Origin of the sequence: Serinibacter arcticus (assembly GCF_003121705.1) — a bacterium.
GTDB lineage: Bacteria > Actinomycetota > Actinomycetes > Actinomycetales > Beutenbergiaceae > Litorihabitans.
In genome coordinates this window covers 3,962,254-3,983,158 of sequence record NZ_PYHR01000002.1, presented here as the reverse complement: position 1 = coordinate 3,983,158, position 20,905 = coordinate 3,962,254, and the positions used below count along the sequence as shown (strand labels likewise).

Annotated in this window: 23 protein-coding genes; 4 read left to right on the top strand and 19 right to left on the bottom strand. The window is 74.6% G+C overall.

Annotation, left to right across the window (positions count from 1 at the left end; genetic code table 11):
- The 6 genes from C8046_RS17705 to C8046_RS18935 all read right to left on the bottom strand — a co-directional run bounded on the left by C8046_RS17705 (position 1) and on the right by C8046_RS18935 (position 5,880).
- Positions 1-1,032, bottom strand: coding sequence for a tetratricopeptide repeat protein (locus tag C8046_RS17705; protein WP_158277262.1), 1,032 nt, complete (start codon positions 1,030-1,032; stop codon positions 1-3).
- Positions 1,029-1,862: an ATP-binding protein gene (locus tag C8046_RS17700; RefSeq protein ID WP_109230578.1), complete on the bottom strand. Its 834-nt coding sequence runs from the start codon at positions 1,860-1,862 to the stop codon at positions 1,029-1,031. Before C8046_RS17700 ends, C8046_RS17705 begins: the two co-directional genes overlap by 4 nt.
- Positions 1,838-2,377 (bottom strand): tetratricopeptide repeat protein, encoded by a 540-nt coding sequence (locus tag C8046_RS20290; protein WP_109230577.1) that lies wholly within the window; start codon positions 2,375-2,377, stop codon positions 1,838-1,840. The genes C8046_RS17700 and C8046_RS20290 overlap by 25 nt, the downstream gene beginning before the upstream one ends.
- Before the next feature lie 65 nt (positions 2,378-2,442).
- Entirely contained in the window at positions 2,443-3,390 is a 948-nt protein-coding gene (locus C8046_RS17690) for a tetratricopeptide repeat protein (protein WP_109230576.1), read from the bottom strand.
- 79 nt (positions 3,391-3,469) lie between these two features.
- Positions 3,470-4,474, bottom strand: coding sequence for a hypothetical protein (locus C8046_RS17685; protein ID WP_109230575.1), 1,005 nt, complete (start codon positions 4,472-4,474; stop codon positions 3,470-3,472).
- Positions 4,471-5,880 carry a hypothetical protein gene (locus tag C8046_RS18935; protein ID WP_199224514.1) on the bottom strand — a complete coding sequence of 470 codons (1,410 nt, stop codon included), beginning with the start codon at positions 5,878-5,880 and terminating at the stop codon, positions 4,471-4,473. Before C8046_RS18935 ends, C8046_RS17685 begins: the two co-directional genes overlap by 4 nt.
- A 211-nt stretch (positions 5,881-6,091) precedes the next feature.
- On the opposite strand from C8046_RS18935, the gene C8046_RS17675 reads away from it, so the two are divergent.
- Together C8046_RS17675 and C8046_RS17670 are read left to right on the top strand one after the other, a co-directional pair.
- Positions 6,092-7,591, top strand: a complete 1,500-nt coding sequence (locus C8046_RS17675) for a DivIVA domain-containing protein (protein WP_109230574.1) — start codon at positions 6,092-6,094, stop codon at positions 7,589-7,591.
- A 2-nt stretch (positions 7,592-7,593) separates the two neighbouring features.
- Positions 7,594-8,001, top strand: a complete 408-nt coding sequence (locus C8046_RS17670; protein ID WP_109230573.1) for a hypothetical protein — start codon at positions 7,594-7,596, stop codon at positions 7,999-8,001.
- 40 nt (positions 8,002-8,041) lie between these two features.
- On the opposite strand, the gene C8046_RS17665 is transcribed toward C8046_RS17670, so the two are convergent.
- Entirely contained in the window at positions 8,042-8,740 is a 699-nt protein-coding gene (locus C8046_RS17665; protein ID WP_109230572.1) for a response regulator, read from the bottom strand.
- Positions 8,737-10,017: a sensor histidine kinase gene (locus C8046_RS17660; RefSeq protein ID WP_158277261.1), complete on the bottom strand. Its 1,281-nt coding sequence runs from the start codon at positions 10,015-10,017 to the stop codon at positions 8,737-8,739. The genes C8046_RS17665 and C8046_RS17660 overlap by 4 nt, the downstream gene beginning before the upstream one ends.
- 139 nt (positions 10,018-10,156) lie before the next feature.
- Between C8046_RS17660 and C8046_RS17655 the strand changes: the two genes are divergently transcribed.
- Positions 10,157-10,846 carry a M15 family metallopeptidase gene (locus C8046_RS17655; protein WP_199224513.1) on the top strand — a complete coding sequence of 230 codons (690 nt, stop codon included), beginning with the start codon at positions 10,157-10,159 and terminating at the stop codon, positions 10,844-10,846.
- A gap of 4 nt (positions 10,847-10,850) precedes the next feature.
- On the opposite strand, the gene C8046_RS17650 is transcribed toward C8046_RS17655, so the two are convergent.
- From C8046_RS17650 to C8046_RS17640, 3 genes are read right to left on the bottom strand one after another with little or no spacing between them, the layout of a single operon-like run.
- The gene (locus C8046_RS17650; protein WP_109230570.1) at positions 10,851-11,645 is read right to left on the bottom strand and encodes an alpha/beta fold hydrolase; all 795 of its coding nucleotides are present in this window, start codon (positions 11,643-11,645) and stop codon (positions 10,851-10,853) included.
- Between the two features lies 1 nt (position 11,646).
- Positions 11,647-12,390 carry an alpha/beta hydrolase gene (locus C8046_RS17645; RefSeq protein ID WP_109230569.1) on the bottom strand — a complete coding sequence of 248 codons (744 nt, stop codon included), beginning with the start codon at positions 12,388-12,390 and terminating at the stop codon, positions 11,647-11,649.
- Between the two features lie 10 nt (positions 12,391-12,400).
- Entirely contained in the window at positions 12,401-13,132 is a 732-nt protein-coding gene (locus C8046_RS17640) for a TetR/AcrR family transcriptional regulator (RefSeq protein ID WP_109230568.1), read from the bottom strand.
- Positions 13,133-13,235: 103 nt separating this feature from the next.
- Between C8046_RS17640 and C8046_RS17635 the strand changes: the two genes are divergently transcribed.
- Positions 13,236-14,195: an NAD-dependent epimerase/dehydratase family protein gene (locus C8046_RS17635; RefSeq protein WP_158277260.1), complete on the top strand. Its 960-nt coding sequence runs from the start codon at positions 13,236-13,238 to the stop codon at positions 14,193-14,195.
- Positions 14,196-14,208: 13 nt separating this feature from the next.
- Here the strand turns inward: C8046_RS17635 and C8046_RS17630 are convergent, their stop codons facing one another.
- The 8 genes from C8046_RS17630 to C8046_RS17595 form a co-directional block, all read right to left on the bottom strand.
- The gene (locus C8046_RS17630; RefSeq protein WP_109230566.1) at positions 14,209-14,988 is read right to left on the bottom strand and encodes a GNAT family N-acetyltransferase; all 780 of its coding nucleotides are present in this window, start codon (positions 14,986-14,988) and stop codon (positions 14,209-14,211) included.
- The gene (locus C8046_RS17625) at positions 14,985-16,661 is read right to left on the bottom strand and encodes an ABC-F family ATP-binding cassette domain-containing protein (RefSeq protein ID WP_109230565.1); all 1,677 of its coding nucleotides are present in this window, start codon (positions 16,659-16,661) and stop codon (positions 14,985-14,987) included. Before C8046_RS17625 ends, C8046_RS17630 begins: the two co-directional genes overlap by 4 nt.
- Before the next feature lie 90 nt (positions 16,662-16,751).
- The gene (locus C8046_RS17620) at positions 16,752-17,063 is read right to left on the bottom strand and encodes a hypothetical protein (protein ID WP_109230564.1); all 312 of its coding nucleotides are present in this window, start codon (positions 17,061-17,063) and stop codon (positions 16,752-16,754) included.
- 28 nt (positions 17,064-17,091) lie between these two features.
- Positions 17,092-17,835: an endonuclease NucS gene (gene nucS / locus C8046_RS17615; protein WP_109230563.1), complete on the bottom strand. Its 744-nt coding sequence runs from the start codon at positions 17,833-17,835 to the stop codon at positions 17,092-17,094.
- The gene (locus tag C8046_RS17610; RefSeq protein ID WP_109230562.1) at positions 17,832-18,245 is read right to left on the bottom strand and encodes a DUF2550 domain-containing protein; all 414 of its coding nucleotides are present in this window, start codon (positions 18,243-18,245) and stop codon (positions 17,832-17,834) included. Before C8046_RS17610 ends, nucS begins: the two co-directional genes overlap by 4 nt.
- 9 nt (positions 18,246-18,254) lie before the next feature.
- Positions 18,255-18,521, bottom strand: coding sequence for a F0F1 ATP synthase subunit epsilon (locus tag C8046_RS17605; RefSeq protein ID WP_109230561.1), 267 nt, complete (start codon positions 18,519-18,521; stop codon positions 18,255-18,257).
- On the bottom strand, positions 18,521-19,993 hold the full coding sequence (gene atpD, locus C8046_RS17600; RefSeq protein ID WP_199224512.1) for a F0F1 ATP synthase subunit beta: 1,473 nt from the start codon (positions 19,991-19,993) through the stop codon (positions 18,521-18,523). Before atpD ends, C8046_RS17605 begins: the two co-directional genes overlap by 1 nt.
- Positions 19,994-20,012: 19 nt before the next feature.
- Positions 20,013-20,903, bottom strand: coding sequence for a F0F1 ATP synthase subunit gamma (locus C8046_RS17595; RefSeq protein WP_109230559.1), 891 nt, complete (start codon positions 20,901-20,903; stop codon positions 20,013-20,015).
- Positions 20,904-20,905 lie beyond the last annotated feature (2 nt).

Below are 20,905 nucleotides of genomic sequence, written 5' to 3'. Positions count from 1 at the left end.
TCAGCGCCGCCGGTTCGCCGCGCTCGGGATCATCGCCACCAGGGCGAGGAACGTGAGCGTCGCGGCCCCGCCGACCAGCCCGCTGCGCCCCGGGGGCGGCACCCCGACGGCGACGGCGAGCGCGACGTCGGCCGCGGCGATCGCGACCGCGGCGACGACCAGCAGCGTCCGGCGCCAGCCGCGGTCGCGGAGGACGCTGAGTGCCGCCGGTCCAACCGTCCGGCGGATCCACACCAGCGCGCCGCCCTGCAGGAGCAGGCAGAGCAGGAGGACGACGCCGACGAGGGCGCCGGACGGGGCCGCGCGACCGCCCCCGGGGAGCAGGAACAGGGTGGCCATCAGGGTGAGGGCGACAGCCGTCGTCACCACGGTGAACAGGCTCCGCCGCAGCAGGAGCTCGTAGCTCCCCTCGCTCGGGTCGGCGCGCAGCAGCTGGCGCAGGTGCCGCACGGCGTCCGGCATCCCGTTCACCCGGCCCGACGCCGCCAGCGCCAGGTTGTACTGCGCCGCCCGGTTGTCCGGGTCCAGACGCAGGGCCTGCTCGTAGGACATCCGCGCCAGGTGGGCCTGGCCGCGCGCCAGGTCGAGGTTGCCGAGGGCGACGTGGACCGCCGGATCGTTCGGGGCCAGCCGCAGCGCCGCCTGACCCGAGGCGTCGGCCTCGCGCGAGAAGCTCCGGGCCGACGTCTCGACGTCGATCCGCACCAGGTGGGCGGTGACGAGGTTCGGGGCGATCGCGACGGCGCGGTCCGCCGCCTCCCGCGCCTCCTTCGGTCGCCGCAGCGCCGAGAGCGCCAGCGCGGCGTTCATGGCCGGGGCCGGTGAGGTGGGATCGAGGCGTCCGGCGGCCTGCGCGGCGGCCAGCGCCTGCTCCGTCTCCTCGAGCGCGAGGTGGGCCCGCGACGCCAGCAGCAGGGCGTCGACGTCGCGCGGGTCGGCGGCCAGCACGGCCGCGACCTCGCGCAGGCTGTCCTGCCAGCGCCCGCCGTCGGCGTACGCGCGGGCGAGCACCAGGGCGTCGGGGTGCGTCACAGCCGCTTCACCTTCTTCAGGTAGGCGCGCAGCTCCGTGTACGTGCCGTCGTCGTCGCCGAACATCACGACGTTGCGGGCGCTGTCGAGCCACGCGCCCACGGAGGGTCGGGTCGCGGCGACCGCGCGGGCCAGGTCGTCGTGGGAGATGTCGCGCACCTGGCCCGTCGAGGCGGCGTGCAGGAGCGCCACCTCGGTCGCGCTCTCGCACGCCAGCGCGAGGTCGGCGCCCGAGAGGCCCTCCGAGGCGCGGGCGAGGGCCCGGGTGTCGATGTCGTCGGCGACGGGCCGCCCGCGCAGGTGGTGCGCGATCACCGACGTGCGCGCCTCCTCGTCGGGCGGCAGCACGAGCACGGTGCGGTCCAGACGCCCCGGGCGACGGAGCGCGGGGTCGACGTCCCAGGGCTGGTTGGTGGCCGCCAGCACGAAGACGCCCTCGTTGAGCGCGTCCACGCCGTCGAGCTCGGTCAGCAGCTGGTTGATGGAGCCGCGGGTCCAGTCGAGGGTGCGCTGCGAGCGCCGGCCGCCGAGCGCGTCGATCTCGTCGAAGAACAGGACGCACGGGGCCTCGCGCCTGGCGAGCTGGAAGATCTCGTGGATGTTGCGCTCGGTCGCCCCGTACGCCGAGTCGAGGATGTCGGTGAGACCCACGGACAGGAAGCGGGCGCCGAGCTCGCCCGCGAGGGCGCGCGCGATCATCGTCTTCCCGCAGCCGGGCGGGCCGTAGAGCAGCAGCCCGCCGCGCAGCGACTTGGCGAACCGCTCGCGCAGCTCCGGGTTGCGCAGCGGCGCGAGGAAGGCGGCGTTCAGCCGCTCCTTGACGGCGCGCATGCCGCCCACGTCGGCGAGCGTGATGTCGGGCGGGGCGATGTGGAACCGCGACGGCGGGGACGACGCCGCCGCGTCCGCGGGGGCGTCGTCGCCCTCACCCGCCTCGTCCCGACCGGCGAGGAGGGGGTCGGTCCGACCGAGCGCGTCCGTCCCGCCGAGCAGCTCCGACTCCGCGCGTCCCCAGTCGAAGTCGGCGGGCGGGGTGGTCGGGGGCGGTGACGACGGCGGCGGGGCGGTGACGACGAGGCGGTCGGCGCCGGCGGCTCGGGGGCGGACGGGGCGAGGCCCTGGTCGGCCGTCGTCGTGGGAGCCGCGCTCCCGGCGTCGAGGGCGCGCCGCACGGCGTCGTGGGTCCGAGGGTCGGCGGGATCCAGCTGGATCGCGACGGCGATCTCCGTCAGCGCCGCCGGGACGTCGCCGACCGCCACCAGCTGGTCGGCCAGGTGCAGGCGAAGCGTGACGTCCTGGGGAGCCGCGGCGACCGCGCGGCGAAGAGCCTCGATGACCTCGTGCATGGACGTGACCCTAGCGGTGCGGGACCCCCGCCCGGGGTCCCGCACGCACCGATCTCGCCGGCGTCTCAGAAGAGTGCGAGCGCCAGGTTCCGTCGCGCGGCCTTCAGCTCGTCGGCCTGCGGGTCCACGAGCTCGAAGAGCTCCAGGAGCCGCTTGCGGGCGGCCTCGCGCTCGTCGCCGGCGGTGGCGCGGACGACGGCGATGACGCGGTCGAACGCGGCGGCCACGCGTCCGGCCGCCATCTCGATGTCGGCGGCGTGCAGCTGCAGGTCGACGGCCTGCGGACCCATCGCCTCCGCCTTCTCGAGGTCGGCGACCGGGTCCGTCACCCCCGCCAGGCGCTGCATCAGGGAGACCTGGCCGAGCCCGGCCTTGGCGTCCTTGTCGGCGGGGTTCTCGTTGAGCGCCTGGCGGTAGGCCGCGGCGGCCGCGTCGTAGTCGCCCGCCTCGATCGCCTCGTACGCGGCCGCGAACAGCGGCGGCAGCTCGGGCTCCGGCTCCTCCTGCGGCTCGGCGTCGGGCTGCTCGACACCGGCCACCGTGCCGGTCACCCCGGCCTGGGCGGCGGCGGCCAGCACCTGGTCGAGCACCTGCGTCACCTGCTCGGGCGCGGGGGCGCCCTGGAACAGCGGCAGCGGCTGGCCCTGGATGACGGCGACGGCGCACGGGACGCCCTCGACCCCGAACGCCTGCGCGATCTGGGGCTGGGTGTCGGCGTCGAGGATCGCGAGCACGAACCGGCCGCCGTACTGCACGACCGCCTGCTCGAGCAGCGGCGTCATCTGCTCGCCGGCGGCGGTGCGGCTGGCACCGATCGCGACGACGACCGGCACGGTGGCCGAGCCCTCCACGACGGTCTGGAACGACTCGGGCGTCAGATCGACGACGAGCCCGGGCGGGACCGCCGCACGCGCGGCCGCGGCCTTCGCGGCCGCCGCCTCCTGCGCCGGGGTGGGCTTCTGCAGCGACGACAGGTCGACGGCGCCGCGCGGATCGAAGTGGGGCTGGCTCACGTGCTTGGGACCTCTCGGACGGTGCGGGGGTGACGGGACGGCTCTCGCCGGTGACGCTCGCCGGGACGAGCGCGGGTCGCTACTCGGTGCGGGTGACGGACGCGAGCACGCGGTCGACCCCGAGGAGCCGCATCTGCGTCTGCTCGCCACCGGCGGGCGGGATGTAGACGGTGACCATCTGCTGGTACGTGGCCACGGCGGCGGCCTCGACGGGCTCCGCCCCGCCGAGGGCGGCGATCTGACCGCCGAGCGTCAGCTCGGCACCCTCGATCGTCTTGCGCAGCGTCACCGTGGAGTCGACGGTGCCCATCACGAGCGCGCCGCCGTCGGCGGTCGCGATCGCGAAGACGGGCGCGCCCGGCGTCGAGGCCGAGGAGACCTCGCCCGCCACCTGGACGCTCTGCCGCAGGCCGTCGAGCTCGGCGGTGAGGAACGGGCGGAACGGGTCCTCCTCGAACTCCGCCGACGCGGGGTCGGCCGGATCGGTGAGCACGGCCGCCAGCCGGGTCAGCGCGTCCGCCGGGGTCGCCAGGAGCCCCTCCTGGTCGGCGGTGACCGGCGCGGAGCCGATCTCCGCCGTCGCGAAGACGGGGGTCTCCACGCCCGGGAGCAGCCGCGACCAGCTGACGAGCTGGTAGTCCTCGCGCGGGGAGTTCTGGGTCAGGCCGAGGTAGAGCCGGACCGTGCTCCCCTCGCCGGGGTTGGAGACCGCGAGGATCGAGCGCGGCCAGGAGTCCGTCGCCGTCACGACGAAGACGTCGGAGTCCGTCGTCAGCGGTAGCGGGACGTCGGCACCGCCCGTGGCCGTGTTGAGCGCGTACTGCGTCGCCCGGAAGTCGATCGCCGGGGCGACGACCCTGGCGCGCATCTGCTCGATGTCGCCGGCGGCGTCAGCGGCGGCGATCTGGTCCTCGACCTCGTCGAGGACCTCCTGGGCGCGCTCCTCGGAGACGGCGGGCGGGGCGAACTCGGGCGGCGGCTCGGCCACGAGGGTCGGCGCCACCTCCTCGGCGCAGCCCGCGAGCAGGAGGGACGTGGCGAGCACGGCTCCCGCGGCGGACAGCCGGCGACGACGCGGGGTCATCGGTCCTCCTCGTTCCGGTCGGTCTCGGGGTGGTCGGCAATGTCGGGGTGGCCGGCATCGTCGTCGCTCGGGGTCGGCTCGGACTCGGGCTCGACCAGCGGCTCGGGCTCGAGCCCGGGCTCGGGTGCCACCAGAGGCTCGGGCTCCGGCTCGGACTCGGGCTCCACCAGCGGCTCCGGCTCGGGCACCTCCACAGGCTCGGACGCCGCCGGCTCGACCTCCACCGGCTCGGACTCCGATCCGGGCGCGTCCAGCGGCTCGAGCTCCGACGCCTCCGGCGGTGTGACGGGCTCCTCACCCTCCGACTCGCTCTCCGGTGCCGGCACGGCCAGGCCCCAGCGCTCGCTCCACGTCGGACGCGCCGGGGGCTCGGCGACCTCGGTGGCCCCGTCCTCCCGGCCCTCCTCCTGCGCGCGCAGCCACCCCGGGTAGGCCTCGGGGGCGTCCGGCGGGGCGGCCCGGTCGTCGGCGGGGGCGATGTCGGCGGCGATCCTGTCGACGTCGACCGCCGCGAGCCGCTCCTGGAGCCCCTCGTAGGCCGTGGTGCCGGCGGCGCCGCCGGCCCCCGACTCCCCGAGGGCCCGCAGCTGGCGGCGGGTGAGCACCGCGGTCTCCGCCGTCGGCGGATCGCTCGGCTCCCCGGGCTCGCCGGACCCGACCGCCGCACCGGCGGCGGCGGTCCGCGGCAGGACCGAGGTCTCGGCGTCCTCGCCGTCGCTCCCCGCAGCGACGGAGGCCTCGCCCGGGGTCGGGTCGCCCTCGGCGCCGGCCGTCGCGAGCGCGGCCTCGTTCTTCTTGTTCCGGCGGGCCACGAACGACCACACGATCAGCGCTAGCCCCAGAACCACGGCCGGGATGCCGGCCGACATGAGCGGCACGAAGTACGGCGTCGTCACCTCGCGGGCCCACGTGAAGGACACGGTCGGCGCCGGTCCCGTGTCGCCGTCGCGCACGACGAGCAGCGTCTGGCGACCGGTGGTCGGCACGTCGTAGGTGAAGGCGAGCTCGCCGTCGGCCTCCTGGGTGTCGAGCCACATGTCGTTGCCGACCGGGCTGGGCACGCCCTCGGTGACTCCCTCGACGTCCTCGGTCACCATCTGGTCCCAGTCGACGACGTCGACCAGCCGCTGGTGCGCGGCGTCGGCCAGCCAGCCGTCGACGTCGACGTCGCGGCCGGTGATGACCGTGACCGTCTGCGCGGGGTCGGCGGCGGTGATGGCGACGTCGACCCGGTCGTCGACCACGCCGGCGACACCTGGCTCGATGACGACGAAGGGCACGTCGGCCGTGGGTGACGTCGCCGTCACGGTGTCCGAGGTGCGCCACGACGTGGTCGAGAGCACACCGACGACGATCGCCGCCGCTCCGAGGAGCGTCAGGACGATCCCGATGATCCGACGGGCCATTGCCACGTCCTTCCAGGGCCTTGCGGGGTACATGAGGTCGTGCTCGCGAACCGCCCGGCGGCGCGCGCGCGACCCAGGGTACCCGCGCCCCCTGGGCGGTACCTGAACCTCGACGGCGATCACCCGGACCCACCCCCGCCGTCGCCGAGGGCCGGTTACGCTGGCAGCGCCGGCCCCTCCCTCGCGCCCCCCCACCCCCGGAGACTCCTTCATGACTGACGAGCACGCCTCCTTCCCCGTCGTCCTGCGCGGCTACGACCGCGCCCAGGTCGACCAGCACGTGAGCGATCTCGTCCGCGCCCTGAACGAGGCACGCCGCCAGGTCGAGGCCTCCGACTCCGAGTCCCTGCGCCTGTCCGGCCAGCTGTCGGAGACCCAGCGGGCCCTCAGCGAGACCGAGGCGCCGACCTACGCGGGGCTCGGCTCCAGGATCGAGCAGCTGCTGCGCTCCGCCGAGGAGCAGAGCACCGACGTCGTCACCCAGGCCTCGACCAAGGCCTCCACCATCACCGCGCGCGCCGAGAAGGAGGCCCAGCAGCTGCTCGACCGGGCCGAGCGCGAGGCGGCCGACCTGCTGGCCAACGCCCGCGCCGAGGCCGAGCACGTCACCACCTCCGCGGCGACGGAGTCGGAGTCGGTGCGCGCCGCCGCCGCCCTCAGTTCGACCGAGCTCGTCTCCTCGGCGGAGCGCGAGGCCCGCGGCATCCGCGGCGCGCTCGAGAGCGAGACGGCGGAGCGCCGCGCCACGCTCGAGCGGGACCTCGCGGCGCGCGAGTCGCTAGTGCTGCGGGAGACCACCGAGCTGCGGGTCGCGGCCGAGGCGGAGGCCCGCGAGCTCGTCGCGACGGCGACCGCCGCGGCCCGCGCGCTGCGCACCGAGGCCGAGGCGTACGCCACGACCACGCGGGAGACCGCCCGGGCCGAGGCCGACGCCTTGGTGGGTCAGGCCCGCTCGACCGCCGACGGCCTCGTCACCACGGCTCGCGAGGAGGCGGACGTGCTCGTCGAGGAGACGATCACGGCCCAGGCCGCCGGCGACCTCGACATCGCGCGGCGTCGTGAGGCCGCCGAGGCCGAGAACCGCGAGATCCACGACGCCGCGAAGGCGGCGGCCGACCAGCTGCTCGCCGACGTCAACGCGCGGGTCGCCGAGGCGGAGGAGCGCGTCGTGGACGCCCTCGACCGCGCCGACTCGATCTCCGCTACCTCCGAGGCGAGCGCGCGCTCGACCCTCTCCTCCGCCCGCGAGCAGGCCGGTCGCATCGTCGACGACGCGAACGACGCCGCCGACCGCACCCTCACCGCTGCCGCCCAGGAGGCCGAGCTCCGGCTCGAGTCCGTCCGCGCTGAGGTCGCCGACCTCGAGCGGCAGCGCGAGGCCATCACCGCCTACCTCGACGAGCTCCGCGGGTTGCTCGGCTCGAGCGTGGTTCCGGACGAGCACCTCATCGCCAAGGCCGACCAGGCCGCCGCGGCGCTCGAGGAGGCGACGGCCGAGAGCGACGACGACAACGACGAGGACGGGAGCGCCGACGAGGACTCCTCGTCCCACGCGACGGCCGAGGACGAGGGGTCCGGGACCGAGACGTCCGACTCCGACACCGACACCGAGGACGACGCCGACGCCGACGAGACCGGCTCCGTCACGGAGACGCACGTCGAGTCGTCGGAGGAGACCTCCTCCGCCGCCACCGGCTCCCCGCGGCGCTGACCGTGTCCGACGCCTCCTGGGCCGAGGGTCGGCGCGAGGCCGCCCTCGAGCTGGAGCGTCGGCTCAACGAGCGCAAGGCGGCCGAGTCGGCCCGCGCCCAGGCGATGATCGACGCCTTCCTGGCCACCGCCGCGAACGAGGCGGTCGCGCCCGAGCCGCTGGCCGTGCAGGGCTACCGCGGCGGCCGCGCCCGCACCACCCTGACGGGCTGGTACCTCAAGAAGGACCGCTCCGTCGCGCTCGGCACGGACGGCGGCTTCTACGTCCTGCGCGCCGACCTGTCGCTCCGCGAGCGCCTGCGCGGCTACACCCCGCTCCCCGTCCCGCCGCCCCTCATCGTGGGCGAGGGCGGGGGCGACGGCGAGACGATCGACATGTCGGCCGCGCTGGAACGGCACCGCCGGCGCTGAGCGCTGTCCCCGCCCGGACCTCCGCCGTCGGTCCTCGGCCTCAGTCGCTCGACACCCCCGGGACGAGGAGACCCGCCTCGTAGGCGAACACCACCAGCTGGACGCGGTTGAGCAGGTCGAGCTTCGTCAGCATCGAGCGCACGTGACTCTTCACCGTCGCCTCGGAGCAGTGCAGCGCGGCACCGATCTGGAGGTTCGACCGGCCCTGGGCGACCGCACGGAGCACCTCGACCTCGCGTGGCGAGAGCAGGTCGAGACGCGCGTCCCGCCGTCGCGCACCGCCGCCGTCGAGGTAGGCGCGCACGACGCGCGAGGCCATCGTCGGATCGAGCACCGTGTCACCGCGTGCGACGCGGTGGATCGCGGTGAGCAGCAGCACGGGCTCGACGTCCTTGAGCAGGAAGCCGCCCGCGCCCGCCTCGAGGGCGTCGGCGAGGTGCTCGTCGTCGTCGAACGTCGTGAGCACCAGGATCCGGACCGCCCCCAGAGCGGGGTCCGCCACGACGGCGCGGATCGCGTCGATCCCGGACGACCGCGGCATCCGGACGTCCATCAGGACGACGTCGGGCCGCGTCCGGCGGACCACCGCCAGCGCCTCGACGCCGTCGCCCGCCTCCCCCACCACCTCGAGGCCGTCCTCGTCGTCGACGATCATGCGCAGGCCCAGCCTGATCGTGGGCTGGTCGTCGACGACGACCACGCGCAGCGGCGCGCCCTCGCGCTCCCCCGCCTCGTTCATCGACCCTCCTCCGTGCCGGTGGTCGGTCGCCCGTGCGGCAGCCGTGCCGCCACCCGCCAGCCCGTCCCGTCCGGACCGACGCTCACCTCGCCACCGAGCGCGGCCGCTCGGTCGGTCATGTGGCGCACGCCGTTCCCGCCCCGCGGGGATCGGCCCGACGGCGGGGCCAGGGCCGGACCCGGGTCGGTCACCGTGAGGACGAGGGACTCGCCGTCACCGCCGAGCGTCACCGCGGCGGACGTCGCCGCGGAGTGCAGGGCGACGTTGGTCAGCGCCTCCTGGGCGATCCGGACGACGGCGACGCCGACCTCGGCGCCGACCTCCGCGCTGACCTCCCCGCCGGCACCGGCCGGCGCGGGGTCGATCGCGAGCGTCACGTCGAGCCCGCCGGCGCGCAGCCGCTCGACCGTCTGGTGCAGCGAGTCCCGCAGATCGTTCGCCGTCGTGACCGTCGGGGCGTCGACGCGGAGCACGTGCACCATCGAGCGCATGGCCCCGAGCGCCTCCTTGCCCTCGGCGGCGATCCAGCCCAGCGCCTCCGGACCGGTCTCGGGACGGCGCTCGAGGACGTGCCGCGCGGCCTGCGCCCGGACGACGATCGCCGTGACGTGGTGCGCCACGACGTCGTGCAGGTCGCGCGCGATGCGGTTGCGCTCGGCCGTGACCGCCCGATCGGCCTCGACGCCCTGGAGCCGCACGAGCTCGGCGTTGCGGGCCTCGAGCTCGGCGCGGGCGGTGTCGAGCCGGTGGAAGACGTGGCCGAGCACGACGGCGGCGACGACGATCGCCACCAGCTGCACGAGCTCCGAGTAGTTCCGGGTCACCACGAGCGGGAACCCGTAGCCCGGCAGCAGGTCGACAGGGCTCGACCACGGCGGGACGAGGCGGAGCAGCAGCTCCGGGTAGCCGGCGACCGTCATCGCCGCCGCGCCGAGGACGGCCGGCACGAGCGCGGCGAGCCACCCGAGCCTGCCCGCCCGCACCACGGCGAACGACGCCACGGCCAGCGGCAGCACCTGGAAGTAGCTCTGCAGCCCGGCCCGCTGGACCAGAACCGTCCCGGCGAGCACCAGCCAGAACCCGGCGACGGGCCACCGGCGGCGCGCGGCCACGGCGACGGCGAGCAGCACGCCGGTCCAGTGGTAGGAGGTCACGCTGCTCGGGTGCCACCACGGCGAGCGCGCCAGCAGCGCCACGGCGAGCGTCCAGCCACCACCGACGATCGCGGCGGTGGCGACGTCGGCGACGGGGAACGGGACTCTGCTGCTGTCGGGCACCTCGCCACGGTAGGCGAGTCGGTGCCCGTCCCTCGTCGGCCCCCGGGCGGAGGTGCGGCCGACGGCGTGCGCCCTGGGGTCAGCGAGCGTGACCCCAGGGCTCATGTGCGGCTGCGGCGCCGCGACGGAGGCTGGCGGCATGGCCACCACCACCGCTCACGCCCGCTCCTCCCGCTCGTCCTCGATCGACGACCCCACGCCCCCCGCCACGCCGGCCCCGGGGGTGGTCGAGCACCTCGGTCGGGGACGACGTCGTCGCCTCGCCCTCGCCCGCGGGACCCGCGCCGTCCTGGGTCTCCTCGTGGTGGGAGGCCTCGCGACGGCGGCCGCCCTGGCCGCCCCGGCCGTCGTGGGACGGTCGGGCGCCGACGGCCCGGCCCCGGCCGGGCCGGTGCCGGCCACGACCACCCCCGACGTCGACGACGGCGGTCGGGGCGCGGTCGTCCCCGGTGCGGAAGGGCTGGACGCCGAGCTCCTGGCCCGGTTCGACGTCGCCCGGGAGGCGGCGGCCGCCGACGGCATCGAGCTGCGCATCACGTCGGGCCGGCGCTCGGCCGCCGAGCAGCAGCGGCTGCTGGACGAGGCGATCGCCCGGGACGGCCTCGACCGGGCGCGCCGCACGGTGCTGCCGCCGGAGGTCTCGGCGCACGTCGCGGGGACGGCGATCGACGTCGGCCCGCGCGAGGGCGCGGCCTGGCTGGAGGAGCGCTCGTCCGAGGTCGGGCTGTGCCGCACCTACGAGAACGAGTGGTGGCACTTCGAGCTGGTGGGCGCCGTCGGCGAGAGGTGCCCGACCATGCGGGCGGACGCCTCCCACGGCTGGGAGTGAGATCTCAGGTCGCGCAGCGGCGCCAGAACTCCGTCAGGGCCTCGGCCACGGCCGACGGGTCCTCGGTCGCCGCCATGTGGCCGGCGTGCGGGATCAGGACCAGCGCGGCGTCACCGCCGTCGGAGGTCACCGCGGCCGCCATCGCCTCGGCGTCGCCCTGCGTCGCGATGACGTCCTCGCTCCCGCGGACGACGAGCACAGGGACGCCGACACCGGTGAGCACGCCGAGCCGGTCCGGACGGGCAGCCATGGCGCGCTGCGCCCACGCGATGCCGGCGGGCGGCGCGGCGGCGAGCCACGCGCGGTGCTGCTCGACGACGTCGGGCTCGCCCTCGAGCGCCGTCTCGCCGAGGATCGTGGTCAGCATGGGGGCGACGGCGTCGGCCCCGGCCTCGCCGAGGGCCGCCTCGGCCACCCGGAGCCGGTTGGCCCGCGCCTCGTCGGTGTCGGCCGTGGCCCTGGTGTCCAGCAGCGCGAGTCCGGCCAGCCGGGAGCGGTGGCGCTCGGCGAGCGCGAGGGCGATGTAGCCGCCCATCGACAGCCCGGCGACGACCGCCCGGTCCACGCCGAGCTCGTCCAGCGTGGCCACGACGGCGTCGGCCGCGAGCTCGAGGCTGGGCTCGCCGTCGGGCACCTCGGACCGTCCGAACCCGGGCGCGTCGATCGCGACGGTGGGCACGCCGGCGTCGGTGAGGTCCTCCACGACGTCGTCCCACATGCTGCCGTCGAACGGGAACCCGTGCAGCAGCACGAGGGGGACGCCGTCGATCGCGGGCACGCTCAGGTCGATCTCGGTCATGTCAGGCTCCTTCCGGGGCGGCCTCGACCGGCCCCTCCCACGTCCGCGGAAGCGGCAGCGCCGCGGGGTTGACGACGGCGAGGATCTGCTCGAGCACCCAGCTCACGGCGGTCTCGCCGACCCACAGGTGCTTCATGCCCTCGCCCGCGATCACCTCGGCCTGCGGGACGCGGGCGAAGCGGCGACGCGCCTCCTCCGGCTGCAGGTAGTCGTCGAGCTCGGGAACCAGCACCACCAGCCGCTTGCCGAACGCCGCCCACACGTCGAGGTCGGCGTCGCTCGCGCGGTGCAGCGGCGGGGAGAGCAGGATGGCGCCCTCGATGCTCGGGTCGGCGCCGTGCTTGAGCACGAGCTCGGTCCCGAACGACCAGCCCACGAGCCAGCGGTTCGGCAGGTCGTGGAACTCCCCGTACTCCAGGAGCGCGACGACGTCGTGGCGCTCGGCCTCGCCGCCGTCGAAGGCCCCCTCGCTCGTCCCGCGCGGCGAGGACGTACCGCGCGTGTTGAAGCGCACGACGGCGACGTCGGCGAGCGCCGGCAGCCGCCACGAGGCCTTGCGGTAGACGTGGCTGTCCATGTAGCCGCCGTGGGTGGGCAGCGGATGGAGCGTCAGGAGCGTGGCGACGGGGTGGGCGGTCTCCGGCAGCGCGACCTCGCCCACGAGCGTGAGGTGGTCGGCGGTGTGGAGCTCGATGTCCTCGCGCGCGGCGGGCAGGACGGTCAGGGGTCCGATCGGGGTGCTCATCCCGTCCAGCCTAGGACTCCCGCAGGCCGACGGCGTCGGCGATCGCCGCGAGCTGGAGCGCGGCGAAGGCGTCGGGGTCGCCGAACGGGTCCCGTCCGAGCTGGCCGAACACCTCCGAGCTCACGGCGCCGAGCAGCGACGTCCACCCGAGGATCACCTGGGCCACCGCGGCGGGCGGCACGTCCTGGCCCAGCTCGCCGCCGATCGCGCGCAGCGAGCCCGCGAGCGGTTCGGCGAGCGGGGTGTCGACCGCCAGCGGACCGATCCGCGCGTCGACCTCGCCGCGCGTCGCCGCGTCCGCCAGGATCGCGCCGAGGCGCAGCACGACGCGGGTGCCCTGCGGCGTCGTCTCCTCCGGGGGTGCGCTGTAGCCGGGCACCGGGGAGCCGTACAGCAGCGCCCACGCCGCGGGGCGCCGTCGGGCCCAGTCGCGGACGGCGTGGCTGACCGTCAGCCACTGCGCGCGGCCCCTCGCCCCGGCCGGACCCGCCGTCGCCTCCCGCGCCGCCAGTGCGGCCTCGACGGCGTCGGCCAGGTCCCGGTAACCCTCGGCGATCAGCATCGTCAGCAGGTCGTCGCGGCTCGGCACGTAGCGGTAGATCGCCGAGGAGACGATCCCGAGGTCCCGCGCGACGGCGCGCAGGGAGAGCGCGGCGGCGCCGTCCGACTCCACGTGCTGCCAGCCGAGGCGCGTGATCTCGGCCATCGTGCGGATGCGGGCCAGCTCGCGCGGGGTGCTCATGCGCCCATCATCGCAAATGTGAGCACTGCTCTTGCCATGCGACCCGCCGAGGGCTACCGTCGATCCGAGAGCAGTGCTCACATCCATGACGAGGAGTCACCTGATGTCCACCACCCCTGATGCGGTCGTCCTCGGCCACGGTCCCGTCGGCGCGACGATCGCGGCGCACCTGCTCGACCAGGGCCGCACGGTGCGCGTGGTCACGCGCTCCGGTTCCGGCCCCGAGGGTGCCGAGCGCGTCCGCGCCGACGTGCTCGACCACGACGCCGTGGCCCGCGCGATCGGCGACGCCCCCGCCGTCCACATGGCCTTCCACGCCCCCTACGACGCCCGGACGTGGTCCCGGATGCTGCCGACGATGGAGGCGGGGGTGCTGGCCCACACCGCCCGGACGGGCGCCGCCGTCGCCACCGCGGAGAGCCTGTACGCGTTCGACCCGGCCGCGAGCCCGTTCACCGCGGCGTCTCCTCTGCGCCCGCCGAGCCGCAAGGGCGCCGTGCGCCGGACGCTGCTCGCCGCCCGCGACGTCTCGGGCGCCCGGGTGACGTCGGTGGTCGCGGGCGACTTCGTCGGGCCACGCGTCCTGATGTCGCACGCGGGTGAGCGGATGATGCTCCCGCTCCTGCGCGGCGGCACGTTCCGTCCGGTGGGCGACGTCGACCTCCCCCACGCCTTCACGCACGTGCCCGACCTCGCCGCCGCGATGGTCGCGGCGACGCAGTCGGTCAGGGGCGACGGCGAGGGCGGGCACCGGGTCGTGCTCGCCCCCCACGCGGGATCGATCACGATGCGGGACCTCGTCGCCCGCGTCGCGGCCGCCGCCGGGGTGACGGCCCCGCGTCTGGCCCCGATGTCGCAGCGGCTCCTGTCCGCCGTCGGGCTCGTGACGCCGAGCGTGCGGGAGATCGCCGAGGTCACCTACCAGTTCACGCAGGCCTTCGAGATCGACGTCGACGCGGCCACCGCCGACGCGCGCACCCTCGGGCTCACGGCGACGCCGTGGTCGACGGCGATCGCCGAGACCGTGGCGTGGTGGCAGGCGCGCACGGCCGTGGCCGCCTGAGGCTCGCCGGCGGTCAGTCGCCGACGACCACCTCCCACGTGCCGAACGCGGTGAACCCCGCCGACCGGGCGAGCCCCACGGAGGCGGCGTTGTCGAGCTGGCACCGGTACAGCGGTTCGTGGCCGGCCGCCAGGACGGCGCCCGACAACCGGCGCACGCACGCGCGGCCGTGGCCGCGACCCCGCACCTCCGGCAGCGTCAGCACCCCGATGTCGGCCAGCACGGACCCGGCCCAGGGGTAGGCGCTGGCGGCGGCGACCAGGCGATCGCCGTCGAACGCCCCGACCACCCGCCAGTGCTCCAGCTCGACGTACGCCTCCTCGGCGTCGTCCGGCGGCGCCGCCCGCCCGAAGGCCGCGAACGCCGCCACGTCGTCGCCGTCCTCGGGCGAGAGCAGGCGCACGCCGTCGGCCGAGCCCTCCGCCCGGACCGCGGCGCGCTCCGGCTGCGACAGGTGGAAGACGTGGTCGGCGCCGTTGAGGTGGACGCCGACGGCGGCCGCGTCCTCGACCACCCGTGCGACGGCGGCCTCGTGCAGCTGCTCCCCCGGCGCCAGGCGCAGGTGCGCGGCGAGCTCCGGCGTCGTCGTCAGCAGGCCGCCCGCCCCGGTGGTCCGCAGCACCTGGAACCGACGGTGGGCGGGCAGGTCGCGCACGACGACGCGGATCCCGCCCACGGACCCGGACCCGGACCCGGACCCGGGCTCGGTCCCGGGCTCGCGGGGTGCGTCCTCGCCCCACCAGTGCGCGAGCACCGCGGCCGCGAACGCCGGCGAACGGTCGTCCGGTCTCACCGGGCGGCTCGGGCGACGTCCCAGACGGGCTCGTCGCTCGCGGCCACCTCGCCGGCGCCGTCGAACACGAGGAAGCGGTCCAGCCCGCGGGCGAACCAGCGGTCGTGCGTGACCGCGACGACCGTGCCCTCGAACGCGTCCAGGCCCGCCTCGAGCGCCTCGGCGGAGGCCAGGTCGAGGTTGTCGGTCGGCTCGTCGAGCAGCAGCATCGTGGCGCCGGAGAGCTCCAGCAGCAGGATCTGGAACCGGGCCTGCTGACCACCGGAGAGCTGGCCGAACTTCTGCTCCGCCGCCTTCGCCAGCCCGTAGCGGTCCAGCACGCGGGAGGCCTCGTCGCGCGGCCGGCCCCGCCGGTGCTCGTCACCGCGGTGGAGGATCTCCAGCAGCGTGCGCTCCAGCAGCTCGGGGTGGGAGTGGGTCTGGGCGAACCAGCCGGGTCGCACCCGCGAGCCCAGGCGCACGACGCCCGAGTGGGCCACCACCTCGGGACGCACGTCGCCGACGGGCCGGTGCTCGGCGTCGGGATCCGAACCGCCGGCCGCGAGCAGGCGCAGGAAGTGCGACTTGCCCGTGCCGTTCGCCCCGAGGATGCCCACGCGCTCGCCGAACCAGAGCTCGGCGTCGAACGGCCGGGCCAGCCCCGTGAGCTCCAGGCCCTCGACGACGACGGCGCGCTTGGCGGTCCGCCCGCCCCGCAGCCGCATCGTCACCTGCTGGACCTCGGGAACCGCCTCGGGCGGTCCGGCCTTCTCGAACCGCGCCAGCCGGGTCTCGGCGGCCTGCAGCTTGGCGGCCATCGTGTCCATCACCGACGCCTTGGTCCGGTACATCAGCACGAGCGCCCTGAGCTTGGCGTGCTCCTCGTCCCAGCGCCGGCGCAGCTCCTCCAGCCGGGCGTTGCGGTCCTCGCGCGCCTGCGGGTAGGTCGCGAACGAACCGGGGTGGACCCAGAGCGTCGCGCCGGCCGCCCCGGGCTCCAGGGTCGCGACGCGCGTGGCGACCTGGTCCAGCAGCTCCCGGTCGTGGCTGATGAGCAGGACGGTCTTGCCGCACTCGCGCAGCGCCTGCTCGAGCCACCGCTTGCCGGGGACGTCGAGGTAGTTGTCCGGCTCGTCGAGCAGCAGCACCTCGTCGGTCCCGCGCAGCAGCGCCTCGAGCACGAGCCGCTTCTGCTCACCGCCCGAGAGCGTGGCGACGCGGCGATGCTCGGCGCGCTCGAACGGCAGCGACATCGCGGCCGTCGTGCACATGTCCCAGACGGTCTCCTGCTCGTAGCCGCCGGCGTCCGCCCAGTCCGCGATGGCCTGCGCGTAGGCCATCTGGGAGGCCTCGTCGTCGACCGTGAGCATCTGCTCCTCGGCGCGGGTGAGCTCGGCGCCGGCCACGCGGATCCGCTCGGTCGCGACGCTCACGAGCAGGTCGCGCACCGTGGTGTCGTCCCGCACGGACCCGATGAACTGGCGCATGACGCCGAGACCGCCGGTGCGGACCACCGCCCCCTCGTCGGGGTCGAGGTCGCCCGAGATGATCCGGGACAGCGTGGTCTTGCCGGAGCCGTTGGGGCCGACGAGCGCCATCCGCTGACCCTCGCCGACGCGCAGGTCGACGCCGCCGAGCAGCGGCCGGCCGTCGGGGAGGGAGAAGGTGATCTGGCTGAGGTCGATGTGGCCCACCCGTGCACTCTGCCCGACGGCGGGCGGGTGCGTCACCTCGATAGTCGGTGGCGAACGACTCGAGCGGGGATCGCGCAGGGATCAGCGGGCTCAGGACCAGCGACGGCTCGGCCGACGCCCCTCGCGCCAGCACGAGGTGTGCCAGTGGCGGCGGTCGTCCAGACCGGCCTGCGCACCCAGGAGGTGGTCGTCCTGCCAGGCGACGACGTGCGCCGTCCCGGGCGGGATGAGCTGGTCGCAGCCCGGGCAGCGGTAGGACTTGTCGCTGCCGCCGACGGTGCGCACCTTCCACGCCGAACCGTCGTGGCCGGTCTCGCCGCGGGTCCAGCCACGCGTCAGCGACTCGACGTCCAGCGGCACGTGCTCCGCGCCGTACGCCCGCTTGCCCGACCTCTTGCCCACCCGTCGAGCCTAGGCGCTCCGGCCGGGGCTAGAACAACCGCGAGTCCGGGTCGTCCACACCGCGCATCGCGTCGTAGTCGAGCAGGAGGCAGTCGATGCCGCGGTCGGTGGCCAGGGTGCGCGCCTGCGGCGCGATGCTCTGCGCGGCCAGGACGCCGCGCACCGGCGCGAGGTGGGGGTCGCGGTTGAGGAGCTCGAGGTAGCGGGTGAGCTGCTCGACGGCGTCGATCGTCGCGCGTCGCTTGATCTCGACGGCGACGTGCCGCGGCGGCCGCGGTGCGACGGCGACCGCGGTGGCCCCGGTCTCGAGGCTCGCCGCAGGGACCCGGACCATCAGGTCGACGGGACCGATCGCCGTCGGGAACTCCCGGCGCACCAGCGTGTGGCCCGCGCCGACGAGCTCGACCTGCTCGGCGAGCAGCTTCTGCAGGTGGGCCTCGACGCCGTCCTTCTGCAGACCGGGATCGACGCCGAGCTCGTGCGCGGAGTCGTGGGCGACGTCGACCAGCGTGACGACGAGCTTGTCGTCGGACTTGGTGGCGCTCACGGTCCAGACCTCGGTGATGCCCTCGGCGGCCTGCTCCGCCGACGGCTGCGAGACCTTGAGCGTGCACGGGGGGCTCATCCAGTTCAGCGGCTTGTACGAACCGCCGTCGGAGTGGACGAGCACGGAGCCGTCGGCTTTCACCATGAGCACGCGCGGGGCGAGCGGGAGGTGGGCGGACAGGCGTCCGGAGTAGTCGACGGCGCAGGTGGCCACGACGATTCTCACGAGTGGAGCTCCCGGGGAGGTTGGGACTCGAGCCAGGACGACAGGCCGGAGTACTGGCCGGCGCGCATGGCCAGGACGATCTCGGTACCGCCGACGTCGCAGGTCACCTCGAAGATGCGCGACGACGTCGCGGCAGCCTCGGGGTCGCGCGCCACGCGGCTCACGACGTCGAGCCGCGCCCGGGGCCACGAGGCACCCGGGCGCGGGTCGAGCGAGATCAGGCGGTACCAGTGCAGGGAGTCGGTGCCGTAGTGGGCGATGCCGGAGGCCCAGCCCGTCGGCGTGCGCAGGGCGCACTCGAACGAGCCGACGCGCGAACCGAGCGTGCGCAGACGCACCGAGAACGCCCCCAGCGCCAGCACCCCCAGTGCCACGATCACGATGATCGTGACGGTCACGGCAACGGGCACCTGCGACGCCTAGTCCTGGGAGTCGACGACGACCGTGACCATGTCGGCGTCGAAGGACACGAAGCCGGCCGTGACCGGGAACGTCTCCGTCGAACCGCTCGCGGACTGCACACGGACGGTGCCGGCACGCAGCAGCGACAGGACCGACTCGTGACCGGGCAGGAGGCCCATGTCACCCTCGGCCGCCGGCACGCTGACGACGGACGCCGTCCCGGACCACAGCGTGCGGTCCGGGGCGACGATCTCGACCGTGAGCGCTCCGCTCGTTCCTGCCATCAGCGCAGCTCGGACTGGATGCGGGCCCAGTTGCGCTCGAGGTCCTCGAGGCCACCGATGTTGAAGAAGGCCTGCTCCGACATGTGGTCGAACTCGCCGTCCGCGATCTTCGAGAACGCCTCGACCGTCTCGGTCAGCGGGACCGTCGAACCCTCGACACCCGTGAACTTCTCGGCCATGTACGTGTTCTGCGAGAGGAACTGCTCGATGCGGCGCGCACGCGCGACCGTGATCTTGTCCTCCTCGGAGAGCTCGTCGACACCGAGGATCGCGATGATGTCCTGCAGCTCCTTGTTCTTCTGCAGGATCGACTTCACGCGGGTCGCGGTGCGGTAGTGGTCCTCACCGACGTACTGCGGGTCGAGGATCCGGCTGGAGGAGGCCAGCGGGTCGACGGCCGGGTACAGACCGCGCGAGGCGATGTCGCGGGAGAGCTCGGTCGTGGCGTCCAGGTGCGCGAACGTCGTGGCCGGGGCCGGGTCGGTGTAGTCGTCGGCGGGGACGTAGATCGCCTGGAGCGACGTGATCGAGTGACCACGCGTCGAGGTGATGCGCTCCTGCAGCAGACCCATCTCGTCGGCCAGGTTCGGCTGGTAACCCACGGCCGAGGGCATGCGGCCCAGCAGCGTGGAGACCTCGGACCCGGCCTGCGTGAAGCGGAAGATGTTGTCGATGAAGAGCAGCACGTCCTGCTTCTGCACGTCGCGGAAGTACTCCGCCATCGTCAGGGCGGACAGGGCGACGCGCAGACGCGTGCCCGGCGGCTCGTCCATCTGGCCGAAGACGAGGGCGGTCTTGTCGAAGACGCCCGCCTCCTCCATCTCGACGATGAGGTCGTTGCCCTCACGGGTGCGCTCGCCGACACCGGCGAACACCGACACACCACCGTGGTTCTGCGCGACGCGCTGGATCATCTCCTGGATCAGCACGGTCTTGCCGACACCGGCGCCACCGAACAGACCGATCTTCCCGCCCTGCACGTACGGCGTGAGGAGGTCGATGACCTTGATGCCGGTCTCGAACATCGTCGTCTTGGACTCGAGCTGGTCGAACGCCGGGGCCTTGCGGTGGATGGACCACCGCTCCTTGATGTCGAGGGAGTCGGCGGGCACGTTCAGCGGCTCACCGATCACGTTGAACACGTGACCCTTGGTGACGTCGCCGACGGGCACCGTGATGGGGCCACCCGTGTCGCGGACCTCGCCACCGCGGACGAGGCCGTCCGTCGGCTTGAGGGCGACGGCGCGCACGAGGTTGTCGCCGAGGTGCTGCTCGACCTCGAGGGTGAGCTCGACGGCGTCGCTCTCGCCCTCGCCCTGGCCGGCCAGGTCGATGGTGGTCTTGAGCATGTTGTAGATCCCCGGGAGCGTGCCCGAGGGGAACTCGATGTCGACGACGGGGCCGATCACCCGGGCGATACGTCCCGTACCGGCGCCGACAGTCGTGGGAGCCGTAGCGGCTTCAGCAGTCATGGTTGTCCTTGTCAGTTGCTCAGCCGGCGAGGGCGTCGGCCCCGGAGACGATCTCGCTGATCTCCTGGGTGATCTCCGCCTGCCGGGCCGAGTTGGCCAGTCGGGTGTAGTTGCGAATGATGTCTTCGGCGTTCTCGGTCGCCGTGTGCATGGCCCGCTGACGCGAGGCGAGCTCCGAGGCGGCGGCCTGGTGGAGCGCCGTGAAGATCCTCGCGAGGATGTAGCGCGGGAGGAGCGCGTCCAGCACGACCTCGGGCGACGGCTCGAAGTCGTACAGCGGCATGGGCTCCTCGCCCACCGGAGCGACGCCGTCGACGACCTCGAGCGGAAGGATCCGGACCACGCGGGGCTCCTGCGTCACCATCGACAGGAACCGCGTGTAGACGAGGTGGATCTCGCTGACGCCGCCGGCGTCCGCGGGAGCCCGGAACGCCTCCAGGAGCGTGTCCGCGATCTCCTCCGCCCGCTCGAGCTGCGGCGCGTCGGAGTTCCCGAGCCACGTCTTGATCATCGTCCGGTTGCGGAAGGTGAAGTAGCCGATGCCGCGACGGCCCGCGACGTAGAGCTCCGGCTCCTTGCCCTCCTCGGTCAGACGCGTGAGGAGACGCTCGGCCTCGCGCAGCACGCTGGCGTTGTACGAGCCCGCCATCCCGCGGTCCGCCGTCAGGACGAGGATCGCGACCTTCTTGGTGTCGGTGCGGTCCGAGGTGAGCGGGTGGTCCACCTGGGCGTGGGTCGCCGCGGCCGAGAGGGCCCGCGTGATCGCACGAGAGAACGGGGCGGCGGCCTGGGCCTGGGCCCTGGCCTTCCCGATCCGCGACGCCGCGATGAGCTCCATGGCGCGGAACATCTTCTTCAGCGTCTGGGTGGACTTGATCCGCTGCTTGTAGACGCGCTGCTGACCTGCCACAG

Coding starts and splice junctions, on each gene's coding strand:
- C8046_RS17650 (WP_109230570.1), bottom strand. CDS start 11,645: ATGACCGAGATCGACCTGAGCGTGCCCGCGATCGACGGCGTCCCCCTC.
- C8046_RS17640 (WP_109230568.1), bottom strand. CDS start 13,132: ATGAGCACCCCGCGCGAGCTGGCCCGCATCCGCACGATGGCCGAGATC.
- C8046_RS18935 (WP_199224514.1), bottom strand. CDS start 5,880: ATGGCCCGTCGGATCATCGGGATCGTCCTGACGCTCCTCGGAGCGGCG.
- C8046_RS17675 (WP_109230574.1), top strand. CDS start 6,092: ATGACTGACGAGCACGCCTCCTTCCCCGTCGTCCTGCGCGGCTACGAC.
- atpD (WP_199224512.1), bottom strand. CDS start 19,993: ATGACTGCTGAAGCCGCTACGGCTCCCACGACTGTCGGCGCCGGTACG.
- C8046_RS17635 (WP_158277260.1), top strand. CDS start 13,236: ATGTCCACCACCCCTGATGCGGTCGTCCTCGGCCACGGTCCCGTCGGC.
- C8046_RS17685 (WP_109230575.1), bottom strand. CDS start 4,474: ATGACCCCGCGTCGTCGCCGGCTGTCCGCCGCGGGAGCCGTGCTCGCC.
- C8046_RS17700 (WP_109230578.1), bottom strand. CDS start 1,862: ATGCGCGCCGTCAAGGAGCGGCTGAACGCCGCCTTCCTCGCGCCGCTG.
- C8046_RS20290 (WP_109230577.1), bottom strand. CDS start 2,377: ATGCACGAGGTCATCGAGGCTCTTCGCCGCGCGGTCGCCGCGGCTCCC.
- C8046_RS17665 (WP_109230572.1), bottom strand. CDS start 8,740: ATGAACGAGGCGGGGGAGCGCGAGGGCGCGCCGCTGCGCGTGGTCGTC.
- C8046_RS17645 (WP_109230569.1), bottom strand. CDS start 12,390: ATGAGCACCCCGATCGGACCCCTGACCGTCCTGCCCGCCGCGCGCGAG.
- C8046_RS17605 (WP_109230561.1), bottom strand. CDS start 18,521: ATGGCAGGAACGAGCGGAGCGCTCACGGTCGAGATCGTCGCCCCGGAC.
- C8046_RS17655 (WP_199224513.1), top strand. CDS start 10,157: ATGGCCACCACCACCGCTCACGCCCGCTCCTCCCGCTCGTCCTCGATC.